The organism is Streptomyces sp. NBC_01410 (genome assembly GCF_045040195.1).
Classification (GTDB): Bacteria; Actinomycetota; Actinomycetes; order Streptomycetales; family Streptomycetaceae; genus Streptomyces.
On record NZ_CP109530.1, the window covers coordinates 3,290,754 to 3,305,481 of the forward strand.

Annotated in this window: 13 protein-coding genes and 1 tRNA gene; 11 read left to right on the plus strand and 3 right to left on the minus strand. The window is 69.1% G+C overall.

Features of this window, described 5'->3' with window-relative positions; genetic code table 11:
• Window positions 1-29 precede the first annotated feature (29 nt).
• From OG741_RS14975 to OG741_RS14990, 4 genes are read left to right on the plus strand one after another with little or no spacing between them, the layout of a single operon-like run.
• Window positions 30-1,505 carry a pyridoxal phosphate-dependent decarboxylase family protein gene (locus OG741_RS14975; protein ID WP_405597955.1) on the plus strand — a complete coding sequence of 492 codons (1,476 nt, stop codon included), beginning with the start codon at window positions 30-32 and terminating at the stop codon, window positions 1,503-1,505.
• A complete protein-coding gene (locus OG741_RS14980) occupies window positions 1,489-2,754 on the plus strand; it encodes a lysine N(6)-hydroxylase/L-ornithine N(5)-oxygenase family protein (RefSeq protein WP_405597958.1) in 1,266 nt (421 codons plus the stop codon). Before OG741_RS14975 ends, OG741_RS14980 begins: the two co-directional genes overlap by 17 nt.
• Window positions 2,751-3,281, plus strand: a complete 531-nt coding sequence (locus tag OG741_RS14985) for a GNAT family N-acetyltransferase (protein ID WP_405597961.1) — start codon at window positions 2,751-2,753, stop codon at window positions 3,279-3,281. Before OG741_RS14980 ends, OG741_RS14985 begins: the two co-directional genes overlap by 4 nt.
• Window positions 3,278-5,059 carry an IucA/IucC family protein gene (locus OG741_RS14990; RefSeq protein WP_405597964.1) on the plus strand — a complete coding sequence of 594 codons (1,782 nt, stop codon included), beginning with the start codon at window positions 3,278-3,280 and terminating at the stop codon, window positions 5,057-5,059. The genes OG741_RS14985 and OG741_RS14990 overlap by 4 nt, the downstream gene beginning before the upstream one ends.
• 59 nt (window positions 5,060-5,118) lie before the next feature.
• On the opposite strand, the gene OG741_RS14995 is transcribed toward OG741_RS14990, so the two are convergent.
• Window positions 5,119-6,741, minus strand: coding sequence for a beta-N-acetylhexosaminidase (locus tag OG741_RS14995; RefSeq protein ID WP_405597966.1), 1,623 nt, complete (start codon window positions 6,739-6,741; stop codon window positions 5,119-5,121).
• Window positions 6,742-6,908: 167 nt separating this feature from the next.
• Here OG741_RS14995 and OG741_RS15000 point away from each other — a divergent pair, with 167 nt between their 5' ends.
• The 3 genes from OG741_RS15000 (at window position 6,909) to glmS (ending at window position 9,967) form a co-directional block, all read left to right on the plus strand.
• Window positions 6,909-7,763 carry a DUF4429 domain-containing protein gene (locus tag OG741_RS15000; RefSeq protein ID WP_405597969.1) on the plus strand — a complete coding sequence of 285 codons (855 nt, stop codon included), beginning with the start codon at window positions 6,909-6,911 and terminating at the stop codon, window positions 7,761-7,763.
• 66 nt (window positions 7,764-7,829) lie between these two features.
• The gene (locus OG741_RS15005; RefSeq protein WP_405605568.1) at window positions 7,830-8,108 is read left to right on the plus strand and encodes a hypothetical protein; all 279 of its coding nucleotides are present in this window, start codon (window positions 7,830-7,832) and stop codon (window positions 8,106-8,108) included.
• A 41-nt stretch (window positions 8,109-8,149) separates the two neighbouring features.
• A complete protein-coding gene (gene glmS / locus OG741_RS15010) occupies window positions 8,150-9,967 on the plus strand; it encodes a glutamine--fructose-6-phosphate transaminase (isomerizing) (protein WP_266476185.1) in 1,818 nt (605 codons plus the stop codon).
• Between the two features lie 107 nt (window positions 9,968-10,074).
• On the opposite strand, the gene OG741_RS15015 is transcribed toward glmS, so the two are convergent.
• Both OG741_RS15015 and OG741_RS15020 read right to left on the minus strand, forming a co-directional pair.
• Window positions 10,075-10,644, minus strand: coding sequence for an acetate uptake transporter (locus OG741_RS15015; protein ID WP_405597972.1), 570 nt, complete (start codon window positions 10,642-10,644; stop codon window positions 10,075-10,077).
• A gap of 172 nt (window positions 10,645-10,816) precedes the next feature.
• Window positions 10,817-11,338 (minus strand): universal stress protein, encoded by a 522-nt coding sequence (locus OG741_RS15020; protein WP_266476182.1) that lies wholly within the window; start codon window positions 11,336-11,338, stop codon window positions 10,817-10,819.
• Window positions 11,339-11,646: 308 nt separating this feature from the next.
• Between OG741_RS15020 and OG741_RS15025 the strand changes: the two genes are divergently transcribed.
• From OG741_RS15025 to OG741_RS15040, 4 genes are all read left to right on the plus strand, one after another.
• A complete protein-coding gene (locus OG741_RS15025) occupies window positions 11,647-12,054 on the plus strand; it encodes a hypothetical protein (RefSeq protein WP_405597975.1) in 408 nt (135 codons plus the stop codon).
• Window positions 12,055-12,440: 386 nt separating this feature from the next.
• A complete protein-coding gene (locus tag OG741_RS15030) occupies window positions 12,441-13,658 on the plus strand; it encodes a GlxA family transcriptional regulator (RefSeq protein WP_405597978.1) in 1,218 nt (405 codons plus the stop codon).
• A gap of 216 nt (window positions 13,659-13,874) precedes the next feature.
• On the plus strand, window positions 13,875-14,477 hold the full coding sequence (gene orn, locus OG741_RS15035; RefSeq protein WP_266476179.1) for an oligoribonuclease: 603 nt from the start codon (window positions 13,875-13,877) through the stop codon (window positions 14,475-14,477).
• Window positions 14,478-14,589: 112 nt separating this feature from the next.
• A tRNA-His gene (locus tag OG741_RS15040) sits at window positions 14,590-14,662 on the plus strand.
• The last annotated feature ends 66 nt before the right edge of the window (window positions 14,663-14,728 follow it).

Here is a 14,728-nt window from a genome sequence, read left to right on the forward strand (position 1 = left end):
GCCCCCCTCGCTTGTCCGGAGGACATCGCATGCGCTCGCACCTGCTCAATGACGTGACGGCGGAGAGCTATCTGCGCTCCGTGACCGAAGGAGTCGAGCGGGTGGCGCATCGACTCGCCACCACCCGGAAGCCGTTCACCGGCGTGACCGCCGACGAACTCGCTCCGGTGATCTCCGCGGTCGACCTCGACCGACCGCTCGGCGACGCCTCCGCCGCCCTCGACGAGCTGGAGACCGTCTACCTGCGCGACGCGGTCTACTTCCACCACCCCCGCTACCTCGGCCACCTCAACTGCCCGGTCGTCATCCCGGCCGTGCTCGGCGAGGCCGTGCTCTCCGCGGTCAACTCCTCGCTCGACACCTGGGACCAGAGCGCGGGCGGCACCCTCATCGAACGGCGCCTCATCGACTGGACCGCGCAGCGGATCGGCCTCGGAGCCGCCGCCGACGGCGTGTTCACCAGCGGCGGCACACAGTCCAACCTCCAGGCGCTGCTGCTCGCCCGCGAGGAGGCCAAAACGACGGACCTGGCAAAGCTGCGTATCTTCACCTCGGAGTGCAGCCACTTCAGCGTGCAGAAGTCGGCGACGCTGCTGGGCCTCGGCCGGGAGGCCGTCGTGTCCATCCCCGTCGACCGCAACAAGCGGATGCAGACGCTCGCTCTCGCCGCCGAGCTGGCGCGCTGCACCCGGGACGGCCTGGTCCCCATGGCCGTCGTCGCGACCGCCGGCACCACCGACTTCGGCTCCATCGACCCGCTGCCAGAGATCGCCGGGCTGGCCGAGCAGTACGGCACCTGGATGCATGTGGACGCGGCGTACGGCTGCGGGCTGCTGGCCTCCCCCACCCGCCGCCATCTCCTCGACGGCATCGAGCATGCCGACTCGGTGACCGTGGACTACCACAAGTCCTTCTTCCAGCCCGTGAGTTCATCCGCCGTGCTGGTCCGGGACGGGGCAACGCTCGGCCACGCCACGTACCACGCGGACTATCTCAACCCGCGGCTCGAACTGGACATGGGGGCACCTCCCGCGCCCGAAGGGCTGCGGGGGAGGGTCCCGAATCAGGTCGACAAGTCCCTTCAGACCACCCGCCGTTTCGACGCGCTGAAGCTGTGGATGACGCTGCGCGTGATGGGCGCGGACGGCGTCGGGCAGCTCTTCGACGAGGTCTGCGACCTGGCCGCGGCGGGCTGGGAGCTGCTGGCCGCCGACCCGCGCTACGACGTGGTCGTGCAACCGCAGCTGTCGACGCTGGTCTACCGCTATATCCCGCAGTCCGCCACCAGTCCCGCCGAGATCGACCGGGCCAACCTGTACGCCCGCAAGGCGCTGTTCGCGTCCGGCGAGGCCGTGGTGGCCGGTACGAAGGTCGGCGGCCGCCAGTACCTGAAGTTCACCCTGCTCAATCCCGAGACGACGACCGAAGACATCGCCGCCGTACTCGATCTGATCGCCGGCCACGCCGAGCAGTACCTGGGAGAGAATCTTGTCCACGCCTCGTGAGCCCCTGGATTTCATCGGTATCGGGCTCGGGCCCTTCAATCTCGGACTGGCCTGCCTGACCGAGCCGATCGGTGAACTGAGCGGCCTCTTCCTGGAGTCCAAGCGGGACTTCGAGTGGCACTCCGGCATGTTCCTGGAGGGCGCCCACCTCCAGACGCCGTTCATGTCGGACCTGGTCACCCTTGCCGACCCCACCTCCCCGTACTCCTTCCTCAACTATCTGAAGGAATCGGGGCGGCTGTACTCCTTCTACATCCGCGAGAACTTCTATCCGCTGCGGACCGAGTACAACGACTACTGCCGCTGGGCCGCGGCCAAACTGAGCTCCATCCGCTTCAGCACCACCGTGACCCGGGTCGAGTACGAGAACGAGCTGTACATCGTCCACACCGAGGGCGGCGAACAGTTCCGCGCCCGGCGCCTCGTCCTGGGCACCGGCACCCCGCCGTACATCCCTGAGCCCTGCCAGGGACTGGACGGCGACCTTCTGCACAACTCGCGCTACCTCGACCACAAGGCGGCGCTGCAGCAGAAGGAGTCGATCACCCTCGTCGGCAGCGGCCAGAGCGCGGCGGAGATCTACTACGACCTGCTCTCCGAGATCGACGTACACGGCTACCGGCTCAACTGGGTCACGCGCTCCCCGCGGTTCTTCCCGCTGGAGTACACCAAGCTGACGCTGGAGATGACCTCGCCGGAGTACATCGACTACTTCCACGCCCTGCCCGAGGCCACCCGCTACCGCCTCGAATCCCAGCAGAAGGGCCTCTTCAAGGGCATCGACGGCGATCTCATCAACGAGATCTTCGACCTGCTCTACCAGAAGAACCTCAAGGGCCCGGTCCCGACCAGACTGCTCACCAACTCCTCGCTCCAGAGCGCGCGGTACGAGAACCGGGCGTACACCCTCGGGCTGCGCCAGGAGGAGCAGGGCAAGGACTTCGAGCTGCAGACCTCGGGCCTGATCCTGGCCACCGGCTACAAGTACGCCGAGCCCGAATTCCTGAAGCCGGTCTCCGACCGTATCCGCCGTGACGGGCAGGGCCGCTTCGACGTCGCCCGCAATTACGCGATCGACACGGCGGGCCGCGAGATCTTCCTGCAGAACGCCGGGGTGCACACGCACTCCATCACCTCGCCCGACCTGGGCATGGGCGCGTACCGCAACGCCTACATCATCGGAGAGCTGCTGGGATCCGAGTACTACGCCGTCGAAAAGTCCATCGCGTTCCAGGAGTTCTCCGTATGACGTTCACCGTCCGTCCCCTCGATCCGTTCGCCGATGCCGAGCTGGTGCACGGGTGGGTCACCCACCCCAAGGCCGCGTTCTGGCTGATGCAGGACGCGAAACTGCAGGACGTCGAGCGCGAGTACATGGCCATATCGGCTCATGAGCACCACCACGCCTTCATCGGACTGAAGGACGGTGAGCCCGTCTTCCTGATGGAGCGCTACGACCCGGAGCACGTCGAACTCGTCGGGCTGTACGACGCCCGGCCGGGCGACGTCGGCATGCACTTCCTGGTCGCGCCGACCGATACGCCCGTGCACGGCTTCACCCGCGGCGTGATCACCGCGGTGATGGAGACGCTGTTCGCGGACGAGGCCACCAAGCGTGTGGTCGTCGAGCCGGACGTGCGCAACAAGGCCGTGCACGCGATCAACGAGGCCGTCGGCTTCGTGCCGGAGCGAGAGATCAAGAAGCCGGAGAAGGACGCGCTGCTGAGCTTCTGCACCCGCGCACAGTTCGAGGCCGCCCGGGGGGTGACGGCATGACCCTCACCGACGCCGTATCGCATCTGACGCCCGAGCTGTGGGAGCAGGCCAACCGGCTCCTCGTGCGCAAGGCGCTGGCGGAGTTCTCGCACGAGCGGCTGCTGGTCCCCGAGTCGCTCGGCGAGGACCGCTACCGGGTCCTCAGCGACGACGCCGCGAGCGAATACCGCTTCAGCGCGGGCCGGTTCGCGCTCGACCACTGGCAGGTCCACGCCGACTCCATCACCCGCCACCGGGACGGCGAGCAGCATCCCCTGGACGCGCTGGACTTCTTCATCGAACTGCGCGGCTCGCTGGGCCTGAGCGAGGAGATCCTGCCGGTCTATCTGGAGGAGATCTCCTCCACCCTCTCCGGCACGGCGTACAAACTGACCAAGAAGCCCGTCACCTCCGCCGAGCTCGCCACGGCCGGCTTCCAGGCCATCGAGACGGGCATGACCGAGGGCCATCCCTGCTTCGTGGCCAACAACGGCCGGCTCGGCTTCGGGGTGCACGAATACCTCTCGTACGCCCCCGAGACGGCCGGCGAGATCCGGCTCGTCTGGCTCGCCGCCCGGCGGGATGTCGCCACCTTCACGGCAGGCGCCGGACTCGACTACGAGACGCTGGTCCAAGGCGAGCTCGGCGAGGCGGCGCTCGCCCGCTTCGGCGGGCAGCTCAGCGCCCTCGGACTCGACATCGCCGACTACTTCCTGCTGCCCGTCCACCCCTGGCAGTGGTGGAACAAACTGTCCGTCACCTTCGCCGCCGAGATCGCGCAGCAGCGGCTCGTGTGCCTGGGCGGGGGCGACGACGACTATCTCGCGCAGCAGTCGATCCGCACCTTCTTCAACAAGAGCGCCCCGGCGAAGCACTACGTCAAAACCGCGCTGTCCGTCCTGAACATGGGCTTCATGCGGGGCCTTTCGGCCGCCTACATGGAGGCGACACCGGCGATCAACGACTGGCTCGCGGGCCTGATCGACAGCGACGACGTACTGAAGGCGGCGCGCTTCTCGATCATCCGGGAGCGGGCGGCGATCGGGTATCACCACCGCCAGTACGAGCGGGCTACCGACGGCTACTCGCCGTACCGCAAGATGCTCGCCGCGCTGTGGCGCGAGAGCCCGGTGCCGTCGCTGCGGGCGGGTGAGCGGCCGGCGACCATGGCGTCGCTGCTCCATGTCGACCACGAGGGCGCGTCGTTCGCGGGCGCGCTGATCGACGAATCGGGGCTCGCCCCCGCTCAGTGGCTGCGGCGGTACCTGGACGCGTATCTGACGCCGGTGCTGCACAGTTTCTATGCGTACGACCTGGTCTTCATGCCCCACGGCGAGAACGTCATCCTCGTCATCGGCGAGGACGGCACGGTCCAGCGGGCGATCTTCAAGGACATCGCCGAGGAGATCGCGGTGATGGACCCGGACGCGGTGCTGCCGCCGGCCGTCGAACGGATCCGCGCGGACGTCCCCGAGGACATGAAGCTGCTGTCCGTCTTCACGGACGTCTTCGACTGCTTCTTCCGCTTCCTGGGAGCCACGCTGGTCGCGGAGGAGCGGCTGGACGAGGAGACGTTCTGGCGGACGGTCGCGGAGTGCGTGCTGGCCTACCAGGAGTCGGTGCCGCATCTGGCGGACAAGTTCCGGGAGTACGACATGTTCGCGGACGAGTTCGCGCTCTCCTGCCTCAACCGGCTCCAGCTGCGCAACAACAAGCAGATGGTGGACCTGGCGGACCCGGCGGGGGCGCTGCAGCTGGTCGGCGCGCTGGAGAACCCGATCGCGCGGTTCTCCCACTGAACGGGCGGGCGCGCCGGTGACTACGGTCCCTCACCGGCGCGCCCGTCTCTCTTCCTGGGTCAGCCAGAAACCCAGGGCACCTGCGGGCTGCGGTAGAAGTCGATGCCCAGCGCCTCCATCCGCGGCCCCTGCGCCGCCAGCCGCAGCCGGTAAGCCTCCCAGTCGTGCGTGGACGCCGCCGACCAGCCCAGCTCCGCGACCCCCACCACCCTCGGGAACGCCATGAACTCGATGTGGTCACTCGTCGAGATCGTCTCCGACCACAGCGGTGCCTCGACCCCCGCGACCGCCGACGCCGGCGCCCCCGGCAGATACGCGCCGGGATCCCAGTCGTACGCCCTGCGCACCTCGACGAAGCCTGCCCAGTCCAGCCCCAGCGGGGTGTCCTTGTTGTACTTCATGTCGAGGTAGATCCGGTCCGCGGGCGACAGGATCAGCCCAGTGCCGTTCCGCGCGGCCCTCGCGACTTGCGCCTTCTCCTGGGCGCTGGTGCCGTCCAGGCCCCAGTACTGCGCGAGTGCGCCCTTCGCGGGTGTGGCGCCGGTCAGCTGGTGCCAACCGACCACCGTCTTGCCGTACTTGGCGACGATCGGCTGCACCTTGTCCATGAACGCCACATAGTCCGCGTGGCTGGTGGAGTGCGCCTCGTCGCCGCCGATGTGGAGGTACTTCCCGGGCGTCAGCGCGGCGAGCTCGCGCACCACGTCGTCCACGAAGTCGTACGTCAGGGCCTTCGGCACACAGAGCGAGCTGAAGCCGACGTCCGTACCGGTGTAGAGGGGCGGCGCGACGCCGTTGCAGTTCAGCTGGGCGTACGAGGCGAGCGCGGCGTTCGTGTGGCCCGGCATGTCGATCTCCGGGACGACCTCCAGATAGCGGGAGGCGGCGTGGCCGAGGATCTCCTTGTACTGGGCCTTCGTGTAGTAGCCGCCCCGCCCGCCGCCGACCTGGGTCGAGCCGCCGTAGGTGGCCAGGCGCGGCCAGGAGTCGATGGCGATCCGCCAGCCCTGGTCGTCGGAGAGATGCAGGTGCAGCTTGTTGATCTTGTAGAGGGCGAGCTGGTCGATATAGAGCTTGACCTGGTCGACGGTGAAGAAGTGCCGGGAGACGTCGAGCATCGCGCCCCGGTAGGCATAGCGCGGGGTGTCGGTGACGGTGCCGCCCGCGACCTGCCACGGGCCACGCTGGCGGGCGTCCTTCTCCACGGCCGCGGGCAGCAGTTGGCGCAGCGTCTGCACGGCGTGGAAGAGGCCGGCGGGCTTGCGGGCGGTGAGGGTGAGCCCGGCGGGGGACGACTGGAGCCGGTAGCCCTCGTCGCCGAGGGCGCGCTCGTCGGCGCTCAGCCGCAGCCGGATGCCGCCGGGGGCGGGGCCGTCGGTGAGGGGCAGGGCGTATCCGGTGGACGGCCGCAGAATCCCGGCGAGATACGTGCCGATCTGCTGTGCCTCGCGGGAGTGCTGGTCGACCCGGATCCGGGTCCAGGGGGTGAGCGTGTACGGGGCGCCGTCCGGGCTCACGGACGCGGGCGCGGGGACGATCTGCCCCAGCGGCCGCGGGGTGGACGCGGACCGGTCGGGCACCGGCCGGTCGGGCGCGGGTCCGGCGCCGATGGCGGCGATGCCCGCGGCGGCGACAAGCAGCAGCGAGCCGAACAGACGGGGTAACGCTCTGGGCTGTCTCACAGGCTGGGTCCCTTCGACGGGCGTCGCAACTGTGGTGCTGAACAACCGAACGGCAGTCATCATGCGTACCGTGCACCCCAGTTGAGGTCAAGGTGTAGACCACTTCCTTGCCCCAACTCGCCCCGGGCGACCCCGCGTACCCCACCTCCCGATGCGAGAATCCCCGCATGGCGGAAATCATCCAGAAGGACGGCACCTGGACCTTCGACGGGGACACGGTGCGCATCGTGCCCGGCAGCGACAAGAGCGTCAGTCTGCTGCGCCAGACCCTCGGGGAAGTCGCCGTACCCCTGAACGCACTCGCCGGGATCTCCTTCGAGCCCGGCAAGAAGTCCGGACGCCTCCGGCTGCGGCTGCGCAACGGCGCCGACCCGCTGCTGCAGATCACCGGCGGCAAGCTGGAGGACAGCTCCGACCCCTACCGGCTCACCGTCGAGAACGACCGCACCGGCGTCGCCGAGTACGTCGTCGACGAGGTCCGCAACGCCCTGCTGCTCGACCAGGTGCAGACCGGCCCTGTCGACACCTATCTCCTGCCGGGCCCCGCCCTGCCCATCACCGTCGGCGCGGGCGACGGCACCGCCACCTTCGACGGTGAGCGGATCCGGCTGGAGTGGAACTGGAAGACCGAGGAGTCCAAGTCGTCCGGCGGCGTCCGCAGCGTCGACCTGGAGGACGTGGAGGCGGTGGAGTGGCTGCCCTCGGCCGGTCTGGAGAACGGCTACCTCCGGTTCCGGGTGACCAAGGCCGGCTCCCTGCCCCCACCGAAGTACGACCCGTACGCCGTGGAGCTGTGGGGCTTCCGCAAGGATCCCCTGATGGCGCTGGTCGGGGCCGCCGTAGCAGCACGGATGCCGCATCCGTACGCACCGCAGGACGCCCTGCCGCCCCCCGCCCCCAGCAGCGACGATCATGACGCGCTGCTGCGCCGGCTGCGGGAGCTGGGCGAGCTGCATCAGGCCGGGATACTGACGCAAGAGGAGTTCACCACCGCAAAACGGGCAGTTCTCAAGCGCCTGTGAGTGAGATGTGCCCGTAATCGGGCAGGATTCTTGCAATCGCGACAGGTGACGCCGCAATATCTACGGGTGCTCGAACGCCGCCCATCGTCCCACGACGATCTCATCGACCATCTGGTGCGCAGCACCGCGCTCCAGCGCGGTGAGGCGGCCCGGGTGGTGCTCGACGTGCTGGCGTACTTCGACGAGAGGACCGAGGAATTCGTCCGCCGCCGCCACCGCGAGCTGCAATCCGGTGGCCTGGCGAACACGGACATCTTCGAGCGCATCGCGGCCGAGCTGCCGTACCGCGCCGTGGCGCCGCCGGAGCTCTCGCTCCGCCAGCTGCGCCGCATCGTCTACGGCTGACCGGCCGGGCACACACCTGATCTACCGGAGGGCATAGCTATATGTGTGGAATTGTCGGTTACATCGGCAAGCGTGACGTGGCTCCGCTGCTGCTCGAAGGCCTGCAGCGGCTGGAGTACCGGGGCTACGACTCCGCGGGCATCGTGATCACGAGCCCCAAGGCCGCCGGGCTGAAGATGGTCAAGGCCAAGGGCCGGGTCCGTGACCTGGAGGCCCGCGTCCCCAAGCGCTTCGCCGGCACCACCGGCATCGCTCACACCCGCTGGGCCACCCACGGGGCCCCGAGCGACATCAACTCGCACCCGCACCTCGACCCCGAGAACAAGGTCGCGGTCGTCCACAACGGCATCGTCGACAACGCCGCCGAGCTGCGCGCGAAGCTGGAGGCGGACGGCGTCGTCTTCGCCTCCGAGACCGACACCGAGGTGATCACCCACCTGATCGCCCGCTCCCAGGCCGAGAAGCTCGAGGAGAAGGTCCGCGAGGCGCTCAAGGTCGTCGAGGGCACCTACGGCATCGCCGTCATGCACGCCGACTTCAGCGACCGCATCGTCGTGGCCCGCAACGGCTCCCCGGTCGTCCTCGGCATCGGCGAGAAGGAGATGTTCGTCGCCTCCGACGTCGCCGCGCTGATCTCCCACACCCGCCAGGTCGTCACCCTCGACGACGGCGAGATGGCCACGCTGAAGGCCGACGACTTCCGCACGTACACGACCTCGGGCACGCGCACCACCGCCACCCCCGAGACCGTCGAGTGGGAGGCCGCCTCCTACGACATGGGCGGCCACGACACGTACATGCACAAGGAGATCTCCGAGCAGCCGGACGCGGTGGACCGCGTCCTGCGCGGCCGCATCGACGAGAAGTTCTCCACCGTGCACCTCGGCGGGCTGAACCTGGACGCCCGCGAAGCCCGCGGCATCCGCCGTGTGAAGATCCTCGGCTGCGGCACCTCGTACCACGCGGGCATGATCGGCGCCTCGCTGATCGAAGGCCTGGCCCGGATCCCCGCGGACGCCGAGCCGGCCTCCGAGTTCCGCTACCGCAACCCGGTCGTGGACCCCGACACCCTGTACATCGCCGTCTCCCAGTCCGGTGAGACGTACGACGTGCTCGCGGCCGTCCAGGAGCTCAAGCGCAAGGGCGCCCGCGTCCTCGGCGTGGTCAACGTGGTGGGCTCCGCGATCGCCCGCGAGGCCGACGGAGGCGTGTACGTGCACGCCGGGCCCGAGGTCTGCGTCGTGTCCACCAAGTGCTTCACCAACACGGTGGTCGCCTTCGGGCTGCTCGCCCTGCACCTGGGCCGCATCCGCGACCTCTCGGTCTCCGACGGCAAGCGGATCATCGAGGGCCTGCGCAAGCTGCCCGCGCAGATCAGCGAGATCCTCGAGGGAGAGGCAGAGATCAAGAAGCTCGCCGAGGAGTACGCGGGCGCCAAGTCGATGATGTTCATCGGCCGGGTGCGCGGCTACCCGGTGGCTCTCGAGGCCTCCCTGAAGCTCAAGGAGATCTCCTACATCCACGCCGAGGCCTACCCGGCCTCCGAGCTCAAGCACGGCCCGCTGGCGCTCATCGAGCCCGCGCTGCCGACGGTCGCGATCGTCCCGGACGACGAGCTGCTGGAGAAGAACCGCGCGGCCCTGGAGGAGATCAAGGCTCGCAGCGGCCGGATCCTCGCCGTCGCGCACCGCGAGCAGGAGAAGGCCGACCACACGATCGTCGTGCCGAAGAACGAGAACGAGCTGGACCCGATCCTGATGGGCATCCCGCTCCAGCTCTTCGCGTACCACACGGCCCTGGCCATGGGCCGCGACATCGACAAGCCGCGCAACCTGGCGAAGTCGGTCACGGTCGAGTAGCAGGACCCGTACCCGGACACAGGCGGTCCCCCGCGCGCAGCCACCATGCGCGCGGGGGACCTCCTTTGGGTAAGCCGGCGCGGCCCAGGCGCCGGCTTGCGGCTGCCTCAGCCGGTGGCCGTCACTCCACGGCCGGCAGCGCGTCCGGAGAAGGTCGGCCACTTGGCGAGTGCGGCCGTCGCGCCGTACCAGGCCGCGAGGCCCGCGACCGCGCCGACCCAGCCGCCCGCCTTGGCCAGGCCGTCGTTGTCCGCGAACGACGCGATGCCTATGAGCAGCAGTGAGACGAACAGCAGCCCGTAGACGCCCTGTCCGAACAGCCCGCTGCCCGCGGACGCGGCGGTCAGGGTGAGTGCGAGCAGCGCCCACAGCAGCAGGAAGAGGCCTGCCGCCTCGGCCGACATCTCCGTGCCGACCCCGGTGCCCCAGGTGAACCAGAAGGCGCCGAGACCCGAAAACGCCGTGCCCGCACCGGCGTTGCCCGCGCGGTACTCGAGAAGACCGATGATGAACAGTGCGACGCCGCCCACCCACGTCGCGAGACCGGCGGCGTCCGTCGCCGCCACATTGTCGATCACACCAGTGTGGCCGACGCCGAACGCCAGCAGGGTCAGTCCGAGCGCGAGGTGGCCGAGAGTCGAGGTAGTAGCGCTTCCCGCAGAGACTTCGCTGTCCACGGCGGGCTCCCTTCGTGTCCTGTGCAGTTGTGCTGCTTACCAGCCACCCTTATCTACCCTTCACAAGCGCACAATCCACCTGTACGGGTGGGTAGATTTCCGTGCGTACCAAGGGAGTTGACCCCGCGCGACCTGGGCGGAAAGCGCAAGTGGAAGCGCGATTACGGGTTGGCTACGGGATGACGACAACCGGCCGCTGCGCGCGCTTCGCGAGCCGTCCCGCCACCGAGCCGAAGAGGCGCCCGACGATGCCGTGCGTCGAGCCCACCACGATCGCGTCGGCCGAATACTCCCGGCCGACCTCCTCCAGCTCGTGGCAGATGTCGCCACCGCGCTCGACCAGGATCCAGGGCACCTCGGCGAGATAGTCCGCGCAGGCGAGCTCTAGGCCCAGCACCTCGGTGCGGTGATCGGGGACATCCACGAAGACCGGGGGCTCACAGCCCGCCCAGACGGTGGTGGGCAGCCGGTTGGCGACATGGACGATGATCAGGCCGGAACCGGACCTCTTGGCCATGCCGATGGCGTAGGCGAGCGCCCGCTCACTGGACGTCGACCCGTCGAAGCCGACGACGACTCCGTGCCGGAAGGCCGGATCGCAGGAATGACGTGTCTCTTCTGCCGCCTGGAGGTCCGACGTGGGGTCGGCGACCTGCTTGCGGTCCGCGGGTTCGGGAAATTCGTGACCGGCCATCGGTGTCTCGGCGTTCAGATCCTCATGGGAGGGCGACGGTGGGCGGCAGAGCTGTGTCCGGGAATCATCTTCCCTGGCCCATACCCCCAAGGGTACGGCGACACTCCTTCCCCTGCCCAGAGCCCACAGGCCCTCTCACGGCGTTCCAGGGAGCATGCCCGAGCCCGCCCCGTATGGCAATGCCGCTTGGTGTGTACACGCTTGGTGTGTACAGCCGTCCGGCACACCGCCGGGGACGCCTCAGGGTGACCGAACCGCTGCGCCTGTCGTTGGCACCTCGGTCACCCCGCCGCCTCCAGGGAGCTTCCGTGTCCGCACCACCGTCCGCCCCGGCTTCCGCCCCCTCCCCGGCCCCGCAGCACGGACGGCGCCGCGCGCCGCGACGGCAGCAGGAGGCGCCCGCCGGGCCCGTCGGGCGCGTCCCGCACCCCTCGTCCGAGTCAGCCGGCGACGTGGTCCGCTGGGCGGCTTTCAGCTGTGTGCTCGTGCCTGTCGTGCTGGTCGTGTACGGGACGTCCGTCGGCGGGGCCGCCGCCGCGGCCCTCGGTCTCGCCGCGGTCACCGCCGCCTGCCGGGTGCTGCTGCGCCAGTCCGAGCGCGGTGCGGCCCGGGCCCGTACGCCCGAGGCCACGCCGCCGCGCGGCCGCCGCGCGCGGACCGGTCCGGGGGCGCGCCGGGGCGGTCGGCACGGGGCGGGAAGTGCGCCCGGCGGCTGACGGGTTCGTACACTCGCACCCGTATGATTTCAGCCAACTTCGCGCCACTGGCTCTCCCTTGGCGAAATGGCCTGCCAACCCCCTTGCCACCAGGGAAGAAAGGACTATTCGCGGCCCTTGCGCCCTACGTGGATGGGCCATGAGTGCCAGGCGCACTTCCCTGGGCGCCCGACGAGTGGAACGCTTCGTGATCGAATGCTTCGCGCCAAGTTGCCATGTCGACATAGCGGGGCATGCCGAACTTGTCACGTCGGCGCCACGAGACACAGTAGATTCGATCATGAGTATCGAAGACTCGGGACTCGTGCAAAACCGAGGGGAAACGTGCAGGAGCGAAAGGCCCGAAACGAACGGGGAGACGCGAACACCGAGGGGGGCTTAGCGTCATGAGTCAGGACTCCGCCGCACCGGAGGCAGCGCGGAAGCTTTCCGGCCGCCGGCGCCGGGAGGTTGTCGCGGTGCTGCTGTTCAGCGGCGGCCCCATCTTTGAAAGTTCCATCCCGCTCTCGGTGTTCGGAATTGACCGTCAGGACGCCGGAGTTCCCCGCTATCGACTGCTCGTCTGCGGTGGCGAGGAAGGCCCGCTGCGGACCACCGGCGGGCTCGAACTGACCGCGCCGTACGGCCTTGAGGCCATCGGCAGAGCAGGCACCGTCGTCGTACCGGCATGGCGGTCGATCACGTCACCGCCACCGCCCGAGGCGCTCGACGCGCTGCGCCGGGCGCATGAGGAGGGGGCCAGGATCGTCGGCCTGTGCACGGGTGCGTTCGTGCTCGCGGCGGCCGGTCTGCTGGACGGCCGTCCGGCCACCACCCACTGGATGTACGCGCCGACACTGGCCAAGAGATATCCGTCCGTCCATGTCGATCCGCGCGAGCTGTTCGTCGACGACGGCGATGTGCTCACCTCCGCGGGGACGGCGGCCGGAATCGACCTGTGCCTCCACATCGTGCGCACCGACCACGGCACCGAGGCCGCCGGGGCACTGGCCCGCAGGCTGGTCGTGCCGCCGCGCCGCAGTGGGGGGCAGGAGCGGTATCTGGACAGGTCTTTACCAGAGGAAATCGGGTCGGACCCGCTGGCCGAGGTCGTCTCGTGGGCTCTGGAGCATCTCCACGAACAGTTCGATGTGGAGACCCTGGCGGCCCGGGCGTACATGAGCCGGCGCACCTTCGACCGGCGATTCCGTTCGCTGACCGGCAGCGCGCCGCTGCAATGGCTGATCACCCAGCGGGTGCTTCAGGCCCAGCGGCTGCTCGAGACCTCCGACTACTCGGTCGACGAGGTCGCGGGCCGCTGCGGCTTCCGCTCGCCGGTGGCGCTGCGTGGCCATTTCCGGCGCCAGCTGGGCTCCTCACCGGCCGCGTACCGGGCCGCCTACCGGGTCCGCCGTCCGCAGAGCGAGTCCGCACCGCCCCCGGTGGTGGAGGCCGTCGTACCGGCGCAGGCGGGTCCCCAGGCCAGAAGGGCCGCGGCGGCGGCCGGAGCGACGGGACCGGCGGCCACCTCGGCCGCTCCGCCGGAGCTCGGGAAGCCTCCGCCCGACGCGTACGCGTCGGGCCACGGCCGTCCGAGCCTGCCGGGCCAGCGGAGTGCGCCATAGTCCGACGGGATGCGACGCCGCCCCCCGATCGCCGGGGGACCTGGGCCCTGTCCGGTCGATCAGGCCGGATCAGGGAGCGGGGTCTGGCATGGTGCATCGCAAGGCGGAGGAAGGAGCCGACGCGGAGCGTAGGCGACTGACGACAACGCAGCGAGGTGCCGTGCCAGGGCACGCGAGCCCGGCCTGGTCGGCCGGGCAGGACCTAAGGTAGGACGCATGAACGATCGCATGGTGTGGATCGACTGCGAGATGACCGGGCTCTCGTTGGCGGACGACGCACTCATCGAGGTGGCCGCACTGGTCACCGACTCGGAACTGAACGTGCTCGGCGAAGGGGTGGACATCGTGATCCGCCCGCCGGACGCGGCGCTGGAAACGATGCCCGAGGTGGTGCGGCAGATGCACACCGCCTCGGGCCTCCTCGACGAGCTTGCGGGCGGCACCACGCTCGCGGCCGCCGAGGAGCAGGTCTTGGCGTACGTACGCAAGCACGTCAAGGAGCCCGGCAAGGCTCCCCTGTGCGGAAACTCGGTCGGCACCGACCGCGGCTTCCTGCTGCGTGACATGCCCAAGGTGGAGCAGTACCTCCACTACCGGATCGTCGATGTCTCCTCGGTCAAGGAACTGGCACGCCGCTGGTACCCGAGGGCGTACTTCAACAGTCCGGAGAAGAACGGCAACCACCGGGCGCTGGCGGACATCCGCGAATCCATCGCGGAGCTGCGCTACTACCGGGAGGCGGTCTTCGTGCCGCAGCCCGGACCGGACTCGGACACCGCGAAGAAGATCGCGGCGAAGCACGTCCTTCCCGCGGAGTAGGACCCGCGCAGGGCTGGAGGGGGCCGTCGCGAAGGGGGCGTAAACCCGGGCGCGAGCACCCTCCGGGACCCTGTACACTTTTTCTCGGCCGGTCGGAAAGTGACCGGTCGTGGTGGGTATAGCTCAGCTGGTAGAGCACCTGGTTGTGGTCCAGGATGTCGCGGGTTCGAGTCCCGTTACTCACCCTGAATGATCAAGGGCTGACCTGTGCGAACGGGTCGGCCCTTCTTCATGCCCGAAACTTTGGGAAC

Excerpts from the sequence above, each read along its gene's own strand:
- OG741_RS14975 (WP_405597955.1), top strand. The coding sequence starts at position 30 with ATGCGCTCGCACCTGCTCAATGACGTGACGGCGGAGAGCTATCTGCGC.
- OG741_RS14985 (WP_405597961.1), top strand. The coding sequence starts at position 2,751 with ATGACGTTCACCGTCCGTCCCCTCGATCCGTTCGCCGATGCCGAGCTG.
- OG741_RS14990 (WP_405597964.1), top strand. The coding sequence starts at position 3,278 with ATGACCCTCACCGACGCCGTATCGCATCTGACGCCCGAGCTGTGGGAG.
- OG741_RS15000 (WP_405597969.1), top strand. The coding sequence starts at position 6,909 with ATGGCGGAAATCATCCAGAAGGACGGCACCTGGACCTTCGACGGGGAC.
- glmS (WP_266476185.1), top strand. The coding sequence starts at position 8,150 with ATGTGTGGAATTGTCGGTTACATCGGCAAGCGTGACGTGGCTCCGCTG.
- OG741_RS15020 (WP_266476182.1), bottom strand. The coding sequence starts at position 11,338 with ATGGCCGGTCACGAATTTCCCGAACCCGCGGACCGCAAGCAGGTCGCC.
- OG741_RS15030 (WP_405597978.1), top strand. The coding sequence starts at position 12,441 with ATGAGTCAGGACTCCGCCGCACCGGAGGCAGCGCGGAAGCTTTCCGGC.
- orn (WP_266476179.1), top strand. The coding sequence starts at position 13,875 with ATGAACGATCGCATGGTGTGGATCGACTGCGAGATGACCGGGCTCTCG.